The organism is Rothia nasimurium (assembly GCF_049068285.1).
GTDB lineage: Bacteria > Actinomycetota > Actinomycetes > Actinomycetales > Micrococcaceae > Rothia > Rothia nasimurium_I.
In genome coordinates, this window is sequence record NZ_JBLKPV010000018.1 from 1 (window position 1) to 17,628 (window position 17,628).

At 49.8% G+C, this 17,628-nt stretch carries 20 protein-coding genes; 9 read left to right on the plus strand and 11 right to left on the minus strand.

Annotated features, from left to right (window positions below):
- The 8 genes from ACMXX3_RS11390 to ACMXX3_RS11425 form a co-directional block, all read left to right on the plus strand.
- Positions 1-733, plus strand: a 733-nt coding sequence (locus ACMXX3_RS11390) for a hypothetical protein (RefSeq protein ID WP_421084827.1), incomplete at its 5' end; no start/stop codon positions are given.
- A gap of 125 nt (positions 734-858) precedes the next feature.
- Positions 859-1,227 carry a DUF3846 domain-containing protein gene (locus ACMXX3_RS11395; protein WP_421084828.1) on the plus strand — a complete coding sequence of 123 codons (369 nt, stop codon included), beginning with the start codon at positions 859-861 and terminating at the stop codon, positions 1,225-1,227.
- A 105-nt stretch (positions 1,228-1,332) separates the two neighbouring features.
- Complete coding sequence (locus ACMXX3_RS11400) at positions 1,333-1,638, plus strand: hypothetical protein (protein WP_421084829.1); 306 nt, start codon at positions 1,333-1,335, stop codon at positions 1,636-1,638.
- A gap of 261 nt (positions 1,639-1,899) precedes the next feature.
- Entirely contained in the window at positions 1,900-2,805 is a 906-nt protein-coding gene (locus tag ACMXX3_RS11405) for a DUF3560 domain-containing protein (protein WP_421084830.1), read from the plus strand.
- Between the two features lie 141 nt (positions 2,806-2,946).
- Complete coding sequence (locus tag ACMXX3_RS11410) at positions 2,947-3,249, plus strand: hypothetical protein (protein WP_421084831.1); 303 nt, start codon at positions 2,947-2,949, stop codon at positions 3,247-3,249.
- A 110-nt stretch (positions 3,250-3,359) separates the two neighbouring features.
- Positions 3,360-3,761 carry a hypothetical protein gene (locus tag ACMXX3_RS11415; RefSeq protein WP_421084832.1) on the plus strand — a complete coding sequence of 134 codons (402 nt, stop codon included), beginning with the start codon at positions 3,360-3,362 and terminating at the stop codon, positions 3,759-3,761.
- 7 nt (positions 3,762-3,768) lie between these two features.
- Entirely contained in the window at positions 3,769-4,278 is a 510-nt protein-coding gene (locus ACMXX3_RS11420) for a hypothetical protein (RefSeq protein ID WP_421084833.1), read from the plus strand.
- The gene (locus ACMXX3_RS11425; protein ID WP_421084834.1) at positions 4,278-4,736 is read left to right on the plus strand and encodes a hypothetical protein; all 459 of its coding nucleotides are present in this window, start codon (positions 4,278-4,280) and stop codon (positions 4,734-4,736) included. The genes ACMXX3_RS11420 and ACMXX3_RS11425 overlap by 1 nt, the downstream gene beginning before the upstream one ends.
- 62 nt (positions 4,737-4,798) lie before the next feature.
- Here the strand turns inward: ACMXX3_RS11425 and ACMXX3_RS11430 are convergent, their stop codons facing one another.
- A complete protein-coding gene (locus tag ACMXX3_RS11430; RefSeq protein ID WP_421084835.1) occupies positions 4,799-5,194 on the minus strand; it encodes a hypothetical protein in 396 nt (131 codons plus the stop codon).
- 11 nt (positions 5,195-5,205) lie between these two features.
- Entirely contained in the window at positions 5,206-5,637 is a 432-nt protein-coding gene (locus tag ACMXX3_RS11435) for a hypothetical protein (RefSeq protein ID WP_421084836.1), read from the minus strand.
- A gap of 40 nt (positions 5,638-5,677) precedes the next feature.
- Between ACMXX3_RS11435 and ACMXX3_RS11440 the strand changes: the two genes are divergently transcribed.
- Entirely contained in the window at positions 5,678-6,124 is a 447-nt protein-coding gene (locus tag ACMXX3_RS11440) for a hypothetical protein (RefSeq protein WP_421084837.1), read from the plus strand.
- 559 nt (positions 6,125-6,683) lie between these two features.
- Here ACMXX3_RS11440 and ACMXX3_RS11445 read toward each other — a convergent pair.
- The 9 genes from ACMXX3_RS11445 to ACMXX3_RS11485 all read right to left on the minus strand — a co-directional run bounded on the left by ACMXX3_RS11445 (position 6,684) and on the right by ACMXX3_RS11485 (position 17,627).
- A complete protein-coding gene (locus ACMXX3_RS11445) occupies positions 6,684-6,866 on the minus strand; it encodes a hypothetical protein (RefSeq protein ID WP_421084838.1) in 183 nt (60 codons plus the stop codon).
- On the minus strand, positions 6,863-8,287 hold the full coding sequence (locus ACMXX3_RS11450; RefSeq protein WP_421084839.1) for an FtsK/SpoIIIE domain-containing protein: 1,425 nt from the start codon (positions 8,285-8,287) through the stop codon (positions 6,863-6,865). The genes ACMXX3_RS11445 and ACMXX3_RS11450 overlap by 4 nt, the downstream gene beginning before the upstream one ends.
- The gene (locus ACMXX3_RS11455) at positions 8,284-8,907 is read right to left on the minus strand and encodes a hypothetical protein (protein WP_421084840.1); all 624 of its coding nucleotides are present in this window, start codon (positions 8,905-8,907) and stop codon (positions 8,284-8,286) included. The genes ACMXX3_RS11450 and ACMXX3_RS11455 overlap by 4 nt, the downstream gene beginning before the upstream one ends.
- Before the next feature lie 293 nt (positions 8,908-9,200).
- Positions 9,201-10,094 (minus strand): hypothetical protein, encoded by an 894-nt coding sequence (locus tag ACMXX3_RS11460; protein ID WP_421084841.1) that lies wholly within the window; start codon positions 10,092-10,094, stop codon positions 9,201-9,203.
- Between the two features lie 19 nt (positions 10,095-10,113).
- Positions 10,114-11,385: a CHAP domain-containing protein gene (locus ACMXX3_RS11465; RefSeq protein WP_421084842.1), complete on the minus strand. Its 1,272-nt coding sequence runs from the start codon at positions 11,383-11,385 to the stop codon at positions 10,114-10,116.
- Between the two features lie 3 nt (positions 11,386-11,388).
- On the minus strand, positions 11,389-12,165 hold the full coding sequence (locus ACMXX3_RS11470; RefSeq protein ID WP_421084843.1) for a hypothetical protein: 777 nt from the start codon (positions 12,163-12,165) through the stop codon (positions 11,389-11,391).
- On the minus strand, positions 12,165-14,294 hold the full coding sequence (locus tag ACMXX3_RS11475) for a hypothetical protein (protein ID WP_421084844.1): 2,130 nt from the start codon (positions 14,292-14,294) through the stop codon (positions 12,165-12,167). Before ACMXX3_RS11475 ends, ACMXX3_RS11470 begins: the two co-directional genes overlap by 1 nt.
- Before the next feature lie 16 nt (positions 14,295-14,310).
- A complete protein-coding gene (locus ACMXX3_RS11480) occupies positions 14,311-17,172 on the minus strand; it encodes an ATP-binding protein (RefSeq protein WP_421084845.1) in 2,862 nt (953 codons plus the stop codon).
- Entirely contained in the window at positions 17,169-17,627 is a 459-nt protein-coding gene (locus tag ACMXX3_RS11485; protein ID WP_421084846.1) for a hypothetical protein, read from the minus strand. The genes ACMXX3_RS11480 and ACMXX3_RS11485 overlap by 4 nt, the downstream gene beginning before the upstream one ends.
- Position 17,628 lies beyond the last annotated feature (1 nt).

Sequence of the window (17,628 nt, forward strand, 5' to 3'; positions counted from 1 at the left end):
GCCAACACCGCCCAGGAGGGCACACATGACCGCGTATCTATCTATCAACGGTAACGATTTCTTTGCAGCACTTTCTCGTGTAGCACTAGCAGCAGAAAAAGGGAATTACGGCCAACCTGAACTAAAAAACATCACCGCTACTGTGAAAAACGGCGTACTTCACTTATGGGCTACTGACCGTTACCGCGTGCATTATGACGCTCTAACCGTTCTCAGTGAAGACATGGCAGAGGACAAGATTTTTCAGCTACCAACAACGATTACAAGCGATTTAAAGCGCTTTCTGTGGAACAAGCGAAACCAGGGCGGTGACGCCGTTTTGCACTTTACAGAGCACCAAATGACTATCGGCTCTAATGCCGGTACTGATTTACTCACCCTTGCTCTACCCACAAATAATCTTGATAGCCTGCGAGGAATCTTAAAACTGTTCACCCGTACCTTAGAGACTGCAAACAGTGAAGAGCCAGATTTGACGGTAAATCACACTAGCCTTAATCATCGGTTTATTGCTGATATTGACAAAGCAGCGCGGGCACACCCGAATCATAAGCCCGCAGGTGTATGTATTGAAGTTGTGCCTAACGCTTCCCACCATGTTTTAGTGAAAATGGTAGGAGAGCGGACTAACTTTAGGGCGCTCATTATGCCGATTATTAGAGCAAAAAAAAATGAAGACGTGAACACAGTTTCTAATGAAGAGTCACTAGAACTTATGAGTTCGGCAATCTAACGTTTTCCGGCGGGGTATTGATATTTCACGCCCCGCCGGTCTTGCATACACCGCTTTTAGGTGGTATAGTTGTAATTATTCAGGGGGCGCAAAGCCCCACCGCTCACAACTCTTTAGGAGTTACCATGTCACAGCCTTTCACCGGCTACCTCATTCCAGCAGACGCAACTAAGCCCATGCGCCGGGTAGAGCTTTCGGGCGATGTTAGCGATATTTCCAACACTATCAATGCCACTTATTTTGATTGCTTGGCCGTTCGCCCCGATGTTGATTTTTTCGTAGATGATGAAGCTCTATTAGTAGAATCTCCCCAGTTCAACGCCCGCGCTAGTCTTCTGTACGACTGGGAGATGGGACGCCAACGAGGTTTTGCAGTAGGGGCACAAATTTTCGGTGACGTTCTAGTAACTGGCGGGGTAGATAACGAGGGTTCTACCGTCTCTATCTCTAATGAGCGAGTAGCCGAATACACAACATTTCTAACCGATTGCTAACCTGATTATGTGGGGGGGCACTTTGCCCCCCCACATAACCACCTTTTTTAGGTGTCATAAATTGTCAGTAGGCGATAAGCCTAAACTCAATAAAAGGTTATTCAAATGCCAGAAAATAACGCTACCTTTCAACCCGGCGACATTCTTATTTCAGAATGGGGGTATGACCAATCAAATGTTGATTATTACCAGATAGTCCACCGGACGCCGCATACCGTTACTATTCAGCAGATAAAGAAAGACATCAGATATGAGCCTAGCGGCGTTCGGGCATACCCTGTAAAAGATGATTTTTTGGGAGAAAAAATTAGACGCCGAATCAAAGACGGTTACATAGAAGTTAGCAAGTTTGAAAGTGCTTACCCGTTCGATGGAACGGGGGCATACTGCGATATAGCAGGGTGGAGATAAGAAGTAAGCGCCGCCGGGATTTTACCCGGCGGCGTTCGCGTGCCTGATAGCACCGGCAGGGCGGGCGCGGGTAGGGCAGGGGCTATAGAGGATAAAGCAGCAGGGCGGGCAGGGCGCAGGGCGGACGCGGGCAGACATGCCCCAAGAAAAATAACCTTTTATACACCGTTTTTAGGTGGTATTATTGATTTTGTCAGCAGGTGCAAAACCTGAAAATCGCGGGCGGTACACCGCCCCAACACCCCACAAGGAGCGCTCACCATGAGCCAGATTTCTATATCACACACCCCCGCAGAGGGAACTATCATCACCGGCACCGCAAAGGGCGACCAGAGCACCGTCATTCTCAAGAATCACCGCGCCCGCTGGAGCCGCTACCTAGAATCTTGGTATATCCCCCGCAGCCGAGACAACCGCCCTAACACCCCAAAAATCACCGCACTCACCAACGACCTAAAAGCCGCCGGGTACACCGTCACACTACATATCGACACCACAGAAACACGCTCAATCGCAGAGATTGAAGCGGAAAAAATCGGACGCCAAAACGACCGAATCAACGCCCTAGAACAGAAAGTACAGCGCAAAGAAAAAGCGCTCGCCACCGCAGAAGCACAGCACCAAGCAACCCTAGAAAAACTGCCCCCTATGGGCGAACCAGTCAAGATAGGGCACCACTCAGAAAAAACCCACCGAAACGCGCTATATCGAGCACACCGCGCCACCGAGAAGACTATCAGCGCTCGCAGTGACCTTGAAACAGCAAAGCAACAACTTGCCGCAGCTAAGACCACCACAGCCGCCCGCTATTCCCCTAGCAGCGTTTACAACAAGGTAAAGAAACTAACAGCAGAAAAAGCAAAACTAGAGCGCTCTATCAAGGCCACAGAATCAAACACCCACCGAGCACACCTAAAGACCCTTTTGGAGGACACAGAGAAACAGCTAGTTTTCTGGTCAGAGGTGCAAAAAGAACAGAGCAAGGACAAACCAACGTTCTCAAAAAGCAACATTGCGGCCGGGGACTTCATCAAATATGAAAACCGTTGGTACAAAGTCGCCCGCGCCAATCTAAAAACTGTCACCGTCTGGTTCGACTATGAACGCAAAGTTACCTCTAGCTACCGCATAGCCTACGAGCTGATAACCGACCACAAGCAAAACTAGACCGAACCTAAACGGCGTCCGGGACACCCCGGACGCCCCCCCTTGACACACCTCTTTTAGGTGGTACTATTAGTTTTATCAGTAGGCGCAAAGCCTAACCAAAAAAACCGCGCTCGCGGCATACAAAGAAACGAGCACAAAATGACTTACTTCTATTCCAAGGCCACAGAGTCCCCCACGAGTAACGGCTTTACGGTATGGATTGAACACACCCCAGAGTTCACCGGCTCCCCCAAAATTGCAGCTTGTGCCCAACGTGCGATTACCACCGCCCGCCCCTGGCTCGACCTGCCAGCCAGCGCCCGTAGCAAAGCAAAATCCGGGCTAATCCGCTCCGGCTTCGTCTACCCCACAGACCCCGACAACCCACAAAACCCCCAGTTCAATCCCAACCACCTACTAACCGGCGTCCGCTACATCTACAACCACATACCCAACCAATAACCCAGCCATAACACTAATGCGGCGCTCTGTTGAGAGCGCCGCATATACACCATAAACTACGAAATATATAACTTCAATTAAAGAAGACGACCTAAGACAGGACACGAGCAGTGAACACCTACCCCCGAATGAACGGAACACAACTCCAAATCTCCCGCCTAGCCCTTGGCCTAACAGTCAAAGCGTTCGGCGCACTCGTGGGAAAGTATGAACGCTCTATCCGCGAATATGAAGCACGCAAATACGAACCGTCAGAAGAAGTAACCACAGCGACCCGCGCCGCGCTCGCAGACATGGCAAAGCACCTAAAGCCCTACCTAGAACTACGCAACGGGAACAAAACACCGCGCGTTATCACCGCGTACTCAACAGAAGAAGAACTACATGCAGCAGCCCCTGAGTTCGCAGAATGGAGCCTTGACCAACACAAGATGTTCCTATCGCACGTAGCAGCAATACTTACAGCTAAAGATATTGAATATATTATTACCACCCCCTCTTTTGATAGTTAGGAAAAAATTGAGGAACCTAATTAAAGAAACCAATGAAAAAATAGCCCCAAAAGAATACTATTCAAATTCACCTGAAATAAAATTTTTCATAAAATTATTCTGGATTTCTTTCATAATGCGTCTGGCATTTTTCGGACTCGTTGCCCACCTACTAAATGAAGAATTAAGCAATCCGGGTTCAACAGACTGGAAACCAGTAGTTCTTTTTATTTTCCTTGCCAGTGCAGCACACACAGCAGCTAATTATCCTGGGATTAGGATAAAACACGATAGAACCCCACTCCAAAAAATAGTACATACATTTTGCGACACAGCTCTAATGCTGTTCTGTGCAACACTCGCAATCAACATTTCAAAATACGTAATAATAGCAGCGCAAGAATCGCAGTGGGACATTCAGGAAATAGTTGCCCTCATTTTCTTATTAACAATAATAGCTTTTTTTATAGCTGCATCAGCAATTTTCCATACATCATTTCTTGCAATATCGCATGCCCAGCAGAATGACCCAGAATAATGAACAAGCACCTACTAGAAACCCCTCTCTCCCCCTCAACCTTTAAAGCAGCAATCGAACTACTAGGACTACGCGTTGAACAAGTAGCCTACGACCTCAACATCTCAGAAAAAAGCGTCATGGCATGGCGCAAAAAATCCACTCCCAGCCCCCGCGCAACCGCCTACATACAAAACTGGCTAGACCGAGTAGATAACGACATAACCAACATCGTAAACAGCGCAATAGCAGACTATGAGGACGGAACACCCTACATAGTCCTTATAACAGCATGGAGCACCGAGGGCCTAAAGCAGCTAGAACCCCAGTACCACGACTACCCAGCAAGAGCACACAGCGCCATGATAGGCCGCGCATTTGCCGAACTAAACGCACGCGGCGTTCCTTGCCGAATCGAACAAGTAGAACGCCAGAACGCAACATCACGCCAACGAGAACCAGAACCACGGTTCGAATAACCCATAAAAGAGGATAGCCGCTCAAACACCGGCTATCCTCTTTTACTACTTCACAGCAGCCCCTAACTGTCTCCCTGCGCTCGCTGTCGCCAAAACATAGCCGACCCGCAAAATAGACCACCAAGCAGAATAAGCACCCCAGAAAGAGCACTAGAGGGCACCGCAGACATACCCGCATAAACCGCCATATACCCACCAGCAAGCACTAAGCTCAAAGACGCCACAAGGCTAACGGCGTCCAAAGGCAAACTAACTAACCATTCCTCCCTATAACCCCAACGCGTAGGTATAAGAAGATACTGGACAAGCGCTCGCAACATACCAAGAGCGGCGATAATACCTAACAAGGTATAACCAGCTACAAAGAACGTATAGGCCGCAGTAGCACCAGCAAGAAAAGCCAGCAGCGCTACAACACTCTTCATAAGCCCTTTCAATTTCTTAACTTGAAACATCATCGAAAGATTCCTTAACCGTGGCTAGGGGTAACTAATCCTTGCTTGCCGCGCTTTTCAACCGATTTTTCTATAGCTACACGTAGCTGTTCAATCTGCTGTTCAGTAACATCTTGCAGTTCTTGCGCTCGCCTACGGTCTTCTTCGCGAATATGTAGGCTGTCGAGATATGCCTGATTGACCGTTTGAACGCTCCGAGCGTTGGTAAGCATATCGCGCAGTTCGAGAGGATGTTTTTCATGAAGTTCCGCTGCTGTGAACTTAAGATTTTCCGTTTGGGTAAGCCGTGTTTTTTTCCATCGGTTACGGGTGTTCAGGTTCCAGAGGATTAGAAGCGTTGCGGCTATGAGTAGCCCGATTAGACTTTGGGTAACAACTGACAAAGTATCATTCCTTGAGTTTCTTGTATAACTATATGATTTCATCATATAATCATTTTGTTTCATTTGAAACCCCTACGGAACCATGTATTTAAGGAGAGAGCACATGTCTACGACACATGTTATTGAGGCAGAAGCAAAGCAGCAGGGCGGTTGGTGGACCGCAAAAGTAACGTCTGAGGACTTGCCCCCGGTAACGGCAAAGTCACTAAGCTCAGTTTCTTCGCAGATTAAGAAAATTGCTGCTGACCTGTTGAGCTTGCCGAAAGATAGCGTCCAAGTTTCAATCACCACTGAGTTACCGGGGCCAGTTCAGCAACTCGTCGAGAAAGCTGCACATCACAAAGAAACGGCAAGGCGTGAAAGTAAGGCTGCCCGTGCTTTGACCAAAGAAGCTGCTGAATCCCTCAAAAGCGCGGGTTGGACGGTACGAGATATAGCTTCACGACTGAACGTTTCAGCAAAGTTTATTACCGAACCTACTAGTACTGACTCCGAATCCGTAGAATCAGATTCAGAAACTACCCACTTACAAGAAGAATCCGCAGTATAAATAATGTCGGCCGAGTTCGCTTCTCTTTCAGATTTCACCGGGTTAGATACAGTCTTTCTTGCCGGTCGGCTTGGTGTATCTGAATCAGAGGTGAACCGTTGGCGCGAACCTAACTCGCACCCACCCCGTGCAGTAATAGAGCTTTTAGATTCTGTATTGCAGTGGCAACACCAAAAGCTAGAACTGCTGCGTGAAGCTGCCCAGCGAGGGCAACGTATCAATCTCCTACGATTCCATGATGAACTAGATTTCATTGCTATGTATGGAGACGCGTTCCCCTACCCAGCACATGAACGCCTCATTGCTCTGGCTTACTCTGATTTGAGGGTGCGAAATCTACCCGTAGTGTTACATTATTTTGACGCTGAGGACTATCACCATTGGCGCGGTAGCTTATCTGATACTCCACAGCTTCGTGCTTTGTGGGTAGTCAGGCTTAGGGACCCCGCAGCGGACCTTGAAAGGGCAGACCAACTTCTACAAGAAGCGCTGCGGCCTAGCAGCAAAATAATTTAGGTAGAGAGCAAGAGAAGCAGGGCTAAATTGCCCTGCTTCTCTTCTATTGTGTCTCTGCAATCACTAGTTCCGCTTCTGCCCTTATAGATTCTGGTTCTTCTGTTGTAGAGGTGAAGCCCCCCAATCTAATTCTGGCATTTGTAGTTAGCTGATATACGGCATAGATTTTGTTATCGCTGCTCTCTACTTCGTATTCACTATCATCAAGCACAAATTCTTGGTTCATTGCTCTTCTCCGTAGTCAATGACGCGTTCAATGTAATCTGCTGCTTCTAAATCAAGGGCTATCGTGTCCCCATATTCGTCAAGGGTGAGCATAACCCTGTCTTCACCGTCTTCGTCCATGTCTTCGATGTCAGTTACAGTTGCATAATTTCCTGAATCGAGTAGGACCATATCACCGACACATAGCGATTCTGCACGAACTCCCTCTGTTTCGTAATCTCCGTGGTCGGTTATCTCACCGTTGGTTGCTAATTTTTCTTCCTCTGCGGGTGTTTGATAAGTGTCTTCGGTTATTGTCGTTCTAGCTTCGTGCGGATTGGTTCTAGGGTCGAATAGTTGATACTTCTCTGGGTCTACAGGGAACGGGTACCCAAAAAAACGTTCTTCTGCCAGGTCCCGTATTCCTTGTAGGATTCTGGCGTCTTCTGAACCGTTTTTTACGCCCCAGGGGTCATCTAGCCAAAAGGTCTGTACTTCGACTGGGTGCGAACCGTCGGGGGCGCACACGGCCCGTCCTGATACTAGAGGGGTATCAGTTCCGGTGTAGAAGTTTCCCCATAGCATTTTTGCGCCTTGCCCTGAGAGCCGAGATAGGCTGATACGGTGTTGCAAAGAATCGCGTGCGCCGCCCTCAAACATTTTTGCGTCTGGACGCTGGGTTCCGATAACAAGTCGGATTCTCGCAGAACGAGCAAGAAATATCATGTCCGTTATCATCTGTAGCCAGATGGGTGTTCCAGTTCTTTTCTTCCCCTCTTCATCAGGTTCGTTTTTCCATAGATTTGTTAGCACGCGAGTTAGAATCGCGTACTCATCAAGAATGAAGATAATTTCGTCGAGGTCGCTGCGAGTCACCTCGTTCTTTTCAATCTGTGCATAGCGTTTCATCATTAGCGCATGCATGTCTTCAATCATCATTGCCATTTTTCCCGGTGCTGAAGCTATACCGCCGATACCAGGGAATCCCTCGAAGGGGCGTAGCTCAATTCGCTTAGGGTCTACAGCGTAGACGGGGATTTTTGAACATACAGCCCCAGAGATAAGAGAACGGAATACTGTTGTTTTTCCGCCGCCAGTAGGTCCGATAACAAGGGTGTGAACTGTTTGGTTGTTCAACTTCCAGCCTACGAGTTTACCCTCTTCACTTTGGCCGTAGTAAAGCGTTGGTTCTTTGGGTATATCCCCTTTATAAATTTGCGCTCCGGGGTGTTTGAGCATAGTTGGCATTTCAGGGCGTTGTTCAAAGATTGCGCGGTCGTGGATTGTATCAAAAGTGCTTCTCCAGCGTCCCCCCATTTTCCGGCTCAACGTTGCTTCTACACGACGATGAAACATACTATTCGCGTCTTTTGTCATTGCCCCGTATTCAACGATGAACTTTTTTGGTAGTGGCATATCGTGAGTTTCGGTTACAGCAGTCATTTCTTTCCCCCCTGTGGTTCTTGCCATTCCTGGACAGTAATTTTTATATCAGTGCCGAACATCGGGCGTAGAATATCGTGTACGCGCTGTTCTGACTTATGGAATATCTCTTCTTGTTTTTCTGCTTCTGTGACTTTTGTTTTCGCTCGAATATCAACTATGCCTTTATGGCTGTTCCACTTGACGTTTACCTTTTCTACTTCCATTCGGCGGCGCGCCATTTCTTCCACGCGTTTGCGCCACTCTGGTTCGTGGTCAGGTATAGAGTTCGGATAGTCAATAAGGATTCTCTGGGGACGCCCGTTTTTGTAGCGTGATGTTTTCAAGTCCCTTTTAGGATTCCACGCTGCGCCTAACAGCGGCCGCAGTCCCTCTATCAATCGTTCGTTGCGCTTTGCACGGACTCGCACAGTTATGCGGACGGTGGTAATGAGGATTGCTAGAGCAGCTGAGACAACCAACGGAAAGATTGCTAACTTGGTCCACGCGCCCCACTGAGGTTGTAGATAGATGAAAGTTGAGATGATAGCAACCACCCCAATAACCCCATTTAGGCGCTGCATAAAGAGTTGCCCGGCTGTAAGCTGTGAGTCTTGGTGAGTACTTTGATTTTGGCTCATTTTACGGCGCGCCCCCTTGACACGGTGTGATAAGCTAAGACCGTCTTTTTGTTTACGACGAGGCGGCACGCCGCAGTCGGTAAACAGAAAATAAGAGGAGTCTTAGCTTCTCCAACCGTTTCCAGGTGACTAAAGATTCCGCTCTTACCCACCTTTATTATTGGTGCCACTTGTTTGCATGCATGCATGCTTTCTAGCGTTCTAGCTTTCTTACATTGTTTCATCAGATACCTTTTCGACTAGGGATAGAACCTTGCGTCCCAATGGCAACGTCTCAGCGCAGCAACTTTTACTTACTGGTTAGAATTTCCTGTCAGTGCGTTGCTATCGCCGGTTTCCATCGGTGAGGGGTTAGTGCTTGTAGTGGCCGCGTCCTTATCACGAGTCGATAGACGCAATACAGATTGGTTGTTATCGCATTGTGTTTCTGCGGCGGAAACCTGTTCTGTTTCCTTAAGTTCGGCCTTTATGACGTACAGCCCCTTGGTTCCGTCGATTGTCTCCGTAGCAACGGAATACTGATTGCTAGCGCGGTTTCTATCTTCTCCTTTCCAAATAATCTCCTGGCTTGAAAATAGCTTGTTACCCGTGCATACATCTGCTCGCATTTCTGGTTCTGTTGTATAAGGACCATAAACATTCAAAGTAATGGGAAGTTCTGCATTATCTATATTTGTTCCCTTGAGAATGACCGCGAGTTCAAAAGGTTTCCCGTTCTCTACATACTGAATAGAGGACGAATCACTAGATAGGTCACCATCAAGGAAAATCTGTGGTTCCGTCTTAACAACAGTTTGTGCGTTGGGGTCACTACACGAGGACGCGTAACCGTCTGCACTCATAACGACTACATAGTTACCTGGCTCTCGCACATGAAGCGTTCCCTCAGTCTCATTCTGCCCGGTTGTAATATCTGTTCCCTGCACTTCTTCAGTTGCACAATCAATTACTTCAGAATCAAACCCTCCACCATAGACTGATACATGAACTTTTTGTCCTGCTCCTAAGTCGCCAGGATTTACTTTGAACTTAATATCATTGCCAGTAGTTGTTTTAGCAACTGAGATAGTCGGGTTGTTAGAAATAGTTTCTTCTGGTGCTGACTCTTGGGAATTTGAACTGCAAGCTGTCAAAGCGAGCGCAAGAATAGTTCCGGTAGTAGCAAAAATCGTTTTCTTGGTGAACATAGTTTTTGTTTCCTTTTAGTTATGGTCCAACTTTTGGTCCAGCGTTTTCTATTTCTTCTTTAGTTGGGGGAATAAGGTATGCAGTTGGTGCGTCTGCTGCTTTCGGGTCTGTATATTCTGGTCTGACGTTGTAGCGGTGCGGCCCCCCTGCGTAGTAGGAGTTGTTGTATTCCTCAATTAGCGCCTTTCCGTCTTTGACGTTTGCTACCCACGCTACATGTCCCATTTCGCCTATGCCTGTTCCGTCGTAGGCGTCCCACCATGCAACTGAATTTGGTACGGGTTCGTATGATATTTTCCAGCCGTTTTGTTCCCATGCCTTGCCCCAGTATCTTCCGTTACCGGCTATTTTGTTGGTAAAAATCATTGGTCCGTCGGGGCTTACTCCTAGCATTTCGTTGATTTTCCACCCTGCAAAACTGGTACATTCGCCGTAATAGAAATTCATGGGGTCTGGGACCCATGCGTTGCGGGGGGTGATGGCGTCCCACGGGTAGGTGTTGTTAGCGTCTCCGCCGCCGTCTTGCCCAGTGACTATAGTTGCGCCGTCACCGCAATTTGTGCTGGTGTTGCTTATAGTCTGGGTATCGCTGTTGTTCTCTGTGGTGTCGTTATTGTCTTTGGTTGTTTTACCGCTGTAGTTGGTTTCGATGTTGTTTCGTTTGAGTACGCTGTCTGCTGGTGAGTAGTACTGCACGTAGTGGTTAGGGTTCTGGTTGCGTTGAACTGCGTGGATTGCCTGTGTAGGTTCCATGTTTTCCCAACCTGGAATATCGAGTAGGCCCCGATTTGTGCCACGTCCATAGAGGAATGAGCGGGTAGCGATTTCTGGGTTCATTACCTCTTCTTTAGTTCCCCAGCCCATTGAGGTTTGTTGCTGTAGAAATCCAAACGAGGTTGCTAGGCTGCCGTCGCTGTTACGTGTGCCTACTGTGTCTTGGTCGCCATAGTCGATATTGGTTAGGTTGGATTCTCCGTATCCAGTGATTGCGACAATGCGGGTTGCTCTGCCGTCGATTCCCTCAGCTCGTACTACCTTGTCGATGATTTTTACGATTTCGTCCTGTTCTGCTGCAATTTCTGCGGGGGCTACGGGGTCATTTTCTGAGGTGTTTCCCCCTGTGTTGGCGAGAGAGTAGCAGCCGTTCAGGTTGGTTCTGATTGTTGCTTGAGAACCGCCAGAGACAATGCTTGTTAGAACGGTTATTCCTAACATGCTGCTGAAAATGGCTATGAGGCATAGGAAGATTGCAAAAGCTATTAGCTTGGGTTTCAGAAGTAACTTTTGCATGGATTATCCCTCAACTACTTTCCAGCCAGTTGCTTTCATGTCGGTTGCTTGCCAGCCATTTTCTCCAAGCATGAGAACGACGTCGTATGTCATTTCTACGGTGCCGCCGGTTTCGGTTTGAGCAGTTACAGTAATCCAGCGAGAGTATCGAACGGGGGTGTCGGGGTCTGCTCCCTGGGGTAGTTCCTCAGAGATTCTTACATCTACTACCTTTGATTTACCGCGCTCTCCTACAGGGGTTCTGGTGTCTTTATCGGTTAGGTATTCGCCCAGTTGGTCGTTTGTTAGTTCTTTGGTCCAGGTCTTCCAGTCTTCGTTTGAACCGCGTGAAAGGTAAGCCTGTGCCAAGGCTTTGAGCGTTGCGTCCTTGTCTTGGCGGTCAGCAGCGGGCTGGGTTGGTTCTGGTATGTCCTTAGTTTCGTAGCTCGGTGAGGGGGTCGCCCCACCGTTAGATTGGTCGTGCTCTTCTAAGGTGGGTGAGGGTGCGGGGGTTCCCGTTGCTCCGGGTGCGTAGCTTGTTTCTAGGCTATTGGGCTGTGCTTGGACGGGGTCTTTGTATATTTCTTCGGTAACTTGATTGCTGTCTGTTGTTGCTTGCTGTTCGCTGCGCTCTTTGGTGATTTGGTGGACGGCAAAGAGAGCAAAGAGAATTACCGCGCAAGTGATAGTGAGGTTCTTTCCCGAACGCACGGCCCAGCGAGCGCGGCGTTTGAACCAGACGGCTACAAAGCGTTTAAAGGTTAGCCAGAATGGACGGATTCGGTCTTTCCAGAAGTTCATTAGTTTTCACCTCTTAGTGATTCTTCGCGGTGCTCGGTGCTGGTTTCTTCGTCGTGAAATTCGTAGCTTGGTTCGTTCTGCGGCACAAAGATGTGTTGATTGAACCGGGTGTGTGTTTCGGTGTCGATGTGTGGGTTGAAGTAAATGTCGTTGTTGGGTGTCCGGGGTATTTGTACGAGGTCTTGGTTGCTCTCCCCTTGGTGTGAGCTGCGGGAGTTTGCGGTGTCCTGGCCTTGTCGTAGCTCTGAGCTTGCCCGGTCAATAGCTCGTACAATGCGTTCGGATTCTTCGCGTTCGTAGTGTTGGTCGTCCAGCTGTGCGTTTGCTGCGGCGTCGGCTGTTTCGGTGCGGGTTCGGGTTTCTTCGATGATGTGGTGTTCTTCGGTGTGGGTGTAGGGGGCTTCGGTTGGTTGTGGGTCGTTGTAGGACGGGTTCGGGGTGTTCCTGTTCTGGTAGGTTTGTTCGGCGGTTTCGGGTTGTGTGTAGTCTTCTTCGTAGTTATAGGTGGGTTCTGGTACGTTGCGTTGTTCGGTGTAGTATGCGTCGTCGTGGTTCCAGGTTCCGGGGTTGTCGTAGTTGGGGGTAGAGGGTTTGCTGTGACGGTTGGTGTCGTTGCCGGTTTCTTCGTCTATGTCGCGGCCGCGTTCGTGGCTGTCGCCGGTGTTGCGGTTAGCAAGGCGCTGTCCGGTGTTGATAAGTGCCCATGCACCCAGCAGTTTGTTTATTGGGTTGAGGTCGGTTGCTCCGTGCATAGCGCCGTTGATTCGTCCGCCGGTCGCAAGCTGTGTCAGTGAGCGGAATGGGCGGGTAAAGGTCCAGAAGACATAGGTAACGATTGCTGCGGCGAACATAAGCGGGGCGAAATCGAACCTTGCTGAGAAGAAAGCGATTACAGCGGTATGAAGTGACGCGCAGACGCCGAAAATAACAACGTTGATTGCAGCCGCGCCTACCATGTTCAGACCCTCGCGGGCGATTCCGCGTGTAAATTTGTTCATTGCTAGAACAGCAAAGATTGGCCCGATGATGGGGATAAATCGGAAGATAAGAACGGAAGCAAAGATAAGAAACTCTGAGACAATGCGGATTCCTGCCACTAGGGCTGCAATAATTGCTGCACCAACTCCCATTGCCGAGCGGTTGTAATAGGATTTGCCGCGTAGGGTGTCCTGCATTTGGGCGTCTTCTGAGTCGCCTAGTTCGTCGAAAATATCCTCGTATTCGTTACGCTTATCTTCCGCTGATACATTGGCTTCATCGTAGGTAGTGGCCTGTGCCTTGTAGAGGCGAGTTGCGTAGGTATCTGCCCCGGCCTTTGTTTGGTCGTCTCGCCCCAGAGCGCCTTTAGCCCAGAGGGGGTAAAGAATTTGGTCGTTGAGGATAGCGCCTATAGCTTCTTCTGGGGCGGCGTCGATTCCAGCGATTGCTAGTGAACGCTGGTCAGCATTGTTTACGATGGACGCGGCTACGCCGTCGATGGATTGTGCAACACGTAGTGGTTGTGCGCCTACGATTGCTAAGAATCCAGTTGCAAGGCAGAAAATGAGGATACTGACCATAGCTTTACGGGCTTCTTTGGTGATAGCCCAAACGAACATGAAAGCAGCACCGATAAGGAGAGATACGATAGCCCATTCTTCAACGACGAGTTCACGCACAAAAGTTGAGAGCTGAACTAGCGTGTCGTCGAATGGCTTAAGTGTCTCTGAGGGGTTGGAGTTCCAGGCGTGTAGACCAGACGCGAGCGCTGCAATCCATTTTGCTAGTCCTAGTCCAGCGTTTCCGATGGTGGTATCTAGCATGGCGTCGGGGTTGCCTGCCCATTCGTTTCCGGCGATTGGCCCGCCCAGGTCACAGGCATGCCAGGTCAGCCCTGCATATCCATAATCGCCGTATAGAGAATTTCCGCTCATGGTGCTGTTACGGGCGTCTAGCAGACCGGCAAGTCCGGCTCCGGCGCGTTCGGGTACTCCGTCGGGTTGGCATTTTGCTAGAGCTGCTTCGGGGATAATAAGGCTCAAAAGCATACCTGCTAAAAGCGCAACAGCGAGCCAGTAGGCATGTTTGCGTAGGTTCTGGGTTAGTTTCAGAATCAACGCCTGTAAGCGGAAATTCAGTGCTGCGGTCATTGGTCGTGTCCCCTGTTTAGGCTTCTGTGTCTTCTTGCTGTTCTACTTCTAGGTCTGACTTCGGGCGTGAGTTCAGAGCTTTCTTTACGTGTGGGTGTGCGTCGGTATCAATGACGATTCGCTCGTGGTCTGAACCGTCGTAGAAGATGAAATGTCGTCGGTCTGAGACTGCTTCTTTTGCTTTCTCTTCGGCCGTCATGTTTTCGCGTTCTGCGTCGGTTTTCTCGCGGCGTCTGTCAATCTGAGGGGCGAGAGTTGCTAACAGGCCCTCGTAGCCTTGGTTCAGAGGAACGCCCATGAGTTTTAGGGCTGCTTCTTGTGCTTTTTCGCCCTCTGTGTTCCCGATAAATGCAGCGCCTACGAGATTGTCTAGGGCGTCGGGTGAGCCTGTGCCTACCTCAAAGTGGGTTACGTCCTGAGAGGATAGGAGCACGCGAACGTTGAATTTGCGGCTATCGGTTGCAGATTTGGTAATGAGGTTCTTACCGGCTGAGATTGAGGAAAGAATCTTGCCCTCGTCAATTGCAATGCCTTTACGTTCTGCGCGGTCGCCCTCGTACATGCGGGACTGGACCAAAAAGGCTGCGAGCTGGACAACGGCCATAGAGAGACGTTCTGTGATACTTGTTGACCCTGAATCAACGGCGGTTTCTTTAGGGATTCTTACGCCGTTGAGGGTGTAGACAGTTAGCACAGATTGGTCGTCGGCTAGAAAGTCGTCGTCAAGTTCAACTTCTTCATCACGAGGGGGGAAGATAAGGCGTCCGATAGGGGTTTCTGCTGCCTGTTTCAGGTCACGCAAGACGTCACCGGCACGGATTCTATGCTTAGGTGTTAGCTTCTCTTCAATCTCGCCGTTTTCGATTTTCTCTAGTGCAACTAGCAAATCGGTTGCTGTTGAGGTGCGCTCCGGCTCTACTTGGTCTAGCGCTCGCGTGAGTACAGAAGCGGTTATGCCGTCTGCGTCGTTCAGCAGCTTGGGGCTGATAAAGCTCTCTGCAATATCGCGCATGAGAGAGCGGCGGGTTCCTCGTGCTGCTGAGACTTCACGCCTGTATTCAACCTCTGTATCAAAGTTTTCGCGCTTCGGTTCTGCTACTACACGGTAGGGGCCTAGTTCTCCGGCGCGGCCGCGCATAAGGTTGATGTAGCGTGACTTTCCTCGTAGTTCGGGCAGGTCACAGAGTCGTCCGAGACGGTCTGAGGGGTCTAGTACGTTGTACTTGGTTCCAAGCATAACGGCGCGGTAGACGATTGAACCGAGTAGGAATGATTTACCACCGCCTAGAGTACTTGCGATTATGCATAGACCTGAGCGGTCGCGGCGTTCCATGTCACGGTGAGTATTCCATGCAAAGGCGCGTAGACCAGAACTTGCAGTGTAACCGAGTGCTATTCCGTCCTTATCGCCAATGCTTGCGGTGCCCTGGGGAATAGCTGCTGCGAGGGCGCGAACCGACATGTCGCGCTGGTATGAGGAGTTCTGTAGGCCCTCACCAGGAATAAATTCGCGGGCTGCATGCCATTGCGCAGAGTGGCGGTGCAGGTCTGCTTTGGAGCCATAGAGGTTACGGATTTCTGCTACGCGGGCGTCCAGCTCTTCTTTGCTACGGCCGCTGACTGCCATTCTGTACCAACCCTCAGTGCGAATTTCTAGGCCGCCGTGGTTGCTTTGAATTTCGCCTTGAATCTGTTTTGCTAAAGCGTTTTGGCGTTTCAGCTGTTCGGGCGGTTCCTGGCGGTGTTCTTGGGTGTAGTGCTCCATCTGGTCGCGGATTTTGTTCATCTGGTCGATGATTCGACGGTTGGTTTCCGAGGGGGTTTTAACGTCGAAAATGGCGGACCATTCGACAGGGTAGGGAACTGAGTCGCTGCGCTGAATCCACCCGGTGCTAACGGATTCAGGAATGTTTTGGTCTGCAAGACGTGCAAGAGTAAGCACTGAAACGTAGCGGGTGACGGGGGCCGGTTCGCCTTCTACTTCGCCGGTTACAGTAATGTAGCCGTCGTAGGGTTCGCCGGTCATACGCGCGCGATTTTCTAGGATTCCGACGGTTTCGGTGGTGTAGTTCTCTGCCATGCCGATTTTTTCGCAGGGTAAACCAAGTGAGACGCTACGGCGCAGTAGCCATTCCATATCTTCTTTGGTGGCTTTAGTAGCGTTGAGAGATGACCCGGCCAGAACGTAGGTCAGTTCTGCGATTTCGCTTGTTAGGTCGTCGATTTCCCGCTGCGGGTCGTTAGGGAAACGGCGGGTGGTTGCTACCCGCACGCCCAGGTAAACCCATTTGTCGGAAAAGTTGGCACGGGAAAGATGTTGCTGGTCGCGCATAAGCATGCCAGCGGTTGAAAGTTCCGGGTGATTTTCTACTTCGATGGGATTTCCGTTACGGCGGGCGTCGTCCCAGGTGCTTTCTGCCCATTCGTAGACTGAATGGGGACGTGTAGTTGAACGGATATAGCAACGGCGTCCCTCTAGCTTGGAGTACGCTAAGGCGTCGTCGTCGATAGTGCGGTTTACATGGCTAATGGGAGTAAACGCGGTTGAACGGGGGCTAACGACGTACCAAGCGACGATTTCATCTGAGGTCAGATGTAGGTTATCGACGGTGGCGCGTAGAGCAAGGTTCAGTTCGTCTTTTGCCGGTTTGCTAGAAAACATGTGTTTCTTATTGCGACGCATGTTCTCTTCTGCTGCCCGTTCGTTGGCTTCTTTTTCCTTGCGCTTGGTTTTAGCCCATGCACGGGCTGCCAGACGGGCAAGTGCTGCGGGGTCTACAACATCTTTGGGCTTGAATTTTGCTTTGTCTTTCGCTTCCTCAATAGCTGTATCAGGGGCGATTTCTTGGGTCTGATGTTCGGGTGCTGTGGTGCTCATTTTTTGGTTCTCTTATCTTTGAAAGCTCGTATGCGGGATATGAGGACTCGCTGCCTAACGATTCTTTTCTCTGCTTGGGTGAGGTTTAGCCGGTCTGCGGCTGAGTAGGTTTTGACGGCAAGAATGAGGTTTTTGTTGAAGTTCTCTCCACCGTCTGCGCGAGGTACAGAGATTTCTTGGTAGGCAGTGATGAAGTTGTTGAGTATTCCTACATCGTCGCGGTAGTGGTTGTTGATTGCCTTGACGATAAAGGCAGTGGAAAACCCCCACACACCCAGCCAGAGCAACTCACTCATGGGAAAGCCCAGATAAACCATGAGTGAGAAGACTCCGACGGCGACGACGAGGATTGTCACGTATTCGCGGTAGGTGGCAACCCAGGGCAGACGTTTACCGGGAGGCCCTAACCAAGTCCTATCAACGCGGCGAATATCGTCGTCGGTGTAGATTCTCATG

Excerpts from the sequence above, each read along its gene's own strand:
- ACMXX3_RS11430 (WP_421084835.1), bottom strand. The coding sequence starts at position 5,194 with ATGATGTTTCAAGTTAAGAAATTGAAAGGGCTTATGAAGAGTGTTGTA.
- ACMXX3_RS11410 (WP_421084831.1), top strand. The coding sequence starts at position 2,947 with ATGACTTACTTCTATTCCAAGGCCACAGAGTCCCCCACGAGTAACGGC.
- ACMXX3_RS11475 (WP_421084844.1), bottom strand. The coding sequence starts at position 14,294 with ATGACCGCAGCACTGAATTTCCGCTTACAGGCGTTGATTCTGAAACTA.
- ACMXX3_RS11395 (WP_421084828.1), top strand. The coding sequence starts at position 859 with ATGTCACAGCCTTTCACCGGCTACCTCATTCCAGCAGACGCAACTAAG.
- ACMXX3_RS11450 (WP_421084839.1), bottom strand. The coding sequence starts at position 8,287 with ATGACTGCTGTAACCGAAACTCACGATATGCCACTACCAAAAAAGTTC.
- ACMXX3_RS11465 (WP_421084842.1), bottom strand. The coding sequence starts at position 11,385 with ATGCAAAAGTTACTTCTGAAACCCAAGCTAATAGCTTTTGCAATCTTC.
- ACMXX3_RS11485 (WP_421084846.1), bottom strand. The coding sequence starts at position 17,627 with ATGAGAATCTACACCGACGACGATATTCGCCGCGTTGATAGGACTTGG.
- ACMXX3_RS11425 (WP_421084834.1), top strand. The coding sequence starts at position 4,278 with ATGAACAAGCACCTACTAGAAACCCCTCTCTCCCCCTCAACCTTTAAA.
- ACMXX3_RS11455 (WP_421084840.1), bottom strand. The coding sequence starts at position 8,907 with ATGAGCCAAAATCAAAGTACTCACCAAGACTCACAGCTTACAGCCGGG.
- ACMXX3_RS11400 (WP_421084829.1), top strand. The coding sequence starts at position 1,333 with ATGCCAGAAAATAACGCTACCTTTCAACCCGGCGACATTCTTATTTCA.
- ACMXX3_RS11445 (WP_421084838.1), bottom strand. The coding sequence starts at position 6,866 with ATGAACCAAGAATTTGTGCTTGATGATAGTGAATACGAAGTAGAGAGC.
- ACMXX3_RS11435 (WP_421084836.1), bottom strand. The coding sequence starts at position 5,637 with ATGAAACAAAATGATTATATGATGAAATCATATAGTTATACAAGAAAC.
- ACMXX3_RS11480 (WP_421084845.1), bottom strand. The coding sequence starts at position 17,172 with ATGAGCACCACAGCACCCGAACATCAGACCCAAGAAATCGCCCCTGAT.
- ACMXX3_RS11470 (WP_421084843.1), bottom strand. The coding sequence starts at position 12,165 with ATGAACTTCTGGAAAGACCGAATCCGTCCATTCTGGCTAACCTTTAAA.
- ACMXX3_RS11405 (WP_421084830.1), top strand. The coding sequence starts at position 1,900 with ATGAGCCAGATTTCTATATCACACACCCCCGCAGAGGGAACTATCATC.
- ACMXX3_RS11460 (WP_421084841.1), bottom strand. The coding sequence starts at position 10,094 with ATGTTCACCAAGAAAACGATTTTTGCTACTACCGGAACTATTCTTGCG.
- ACMXX3_RS11440 (WP_421084837.1), top strand. The coding sequence starts at position 5,678 with ATGTCTACGACACATGTTATTGAGGCAGAAGCAAAGCAGCAGGGCGGT.